This is a genomic window from Nitrosospira sp. CT (assembly GCF_059489795.1).
Genome location: NZ_JCAHZJ010000083.1, coordinates 1 through 1,251, shown reverse-complemented (window position 1 = coordinate 1,251; position 1,251 = coordinate 1). Strand labels below are relative to the sequence as shown.

The following is a 1,251-nucleotide window of genomic DNA, read 5'->3' as shown; positions in this document are numbered from 1 at the left end:
TTAGAGCTTGGTGAAGACCGGGATGACCGCACCTGCGATGCTGTTGATGTTGCGATCGCCATCATCGCTCCAGGTCATGAGAAGTCCGCCAAAGCGGCTTTCCGGGTCACCCAGGAGCGCCATCAGCCGTTGCACTTCCCACAGCGCGTCTTTCGCTTCCATCTTGACTTCGCGCGTCTCGCCAGGCTGGATCGGCGTATCGTTGTCAAACGACAGGCCGGTGGCCACGAGTTCCTTCGGATAGCCGCGGTCCAGGTGCTTCAGGCCCACCTTGTTGATGAAGCGCACGCCCGCAGTGGTGAATTCCCCGATGCGATAGGGCTTGTCGCCGCTGTTGGTCACACTCATCGTCACCCGCAGGGCGCGTCCCGGCACGTCGTAGTTGGCGTGCGTGACCTTGATTGCGATCGGGTTGGGTTTCACCGGCAGCGGTTCAACCTTGGATTCGCCCGCCTGGATCGGCACCGTGTAGGGGTGCTTGGTCTCGGTGTAGCGATACCCGCCCCAGACAATGCCAAAGGTGAGTATCAGCACGACCCACGCCACCTTCCTGTCCATGGGGTCGAGCAGGAGCTCGTCTCCATAGGCCAGCAGCACCCGGCTTCTCGGCAGGAACATGGGCCGCGCTACGTAGTAGCCGATCCAGAAGATGCCAAGCGACATCCACAGGATGTGCCAGAAGATGCCGTTGCTGAAGTTGAAGGTCTCGGTGTCGATGGTCTCGCCTGTCAGGAGCTTCACCGGGTTGGTGAAGTCGTCCCAGCTGCCGGAGATGTTCATCCAGGCGGCAGGACCTGCAATCGGGCCTGCGTCCTTGATGTTGACCATGGCGTGCATGTGGTGGCGTCCGGGAATGCGCGCCTTGAGCTTGACTTCAAAGGCGTAGTCGCGCCCGATCTCCATCGGTCCGGAGATGTAGGTGGGCTCGCCATTGAGCTTGGTGCTAAGGCGCACGAACACGGGGCTTGGGCTGCCTACGTTGAAGAAGGCGCGACCAGGCTTGCCCACCGCCCGCGGCCAGTCTTCGGCCAGGTGGAATTTGCCGGTCATGGTGGCGATGTCGTTGACCTTGGTGGTCTCGGGGCCCCATTTCATGTCGTACCACTGGATGGTACGCATGCGCAGGAACGGTTCCTGCGAGCGCTCTCCGTGCGCTGCTGCCGGCTGGATGTCAAGCGTCAGGGCCAATCCCAGGGCGGCAATGCTGCAAAACCCGGCAATGCTCTTCTTGAAAAGGTTCTTTGCGTTCAT

At 61.2% G+C, this 1,251-nt stretch carries 1 protein-coding gene; it reads right to left on the bottom strand.

Features of this window, described 5'->3' with window-relative positions; genetic code table 11:
- On the bottom strand, positions 1-1,251 hold a 1,251-nt coding region (locus AC52W5_RS15490), incomplete at its 5' end, for a methane monooxygenase/ammonia monooxygenase subunit B (protein ID WP_074974982.1).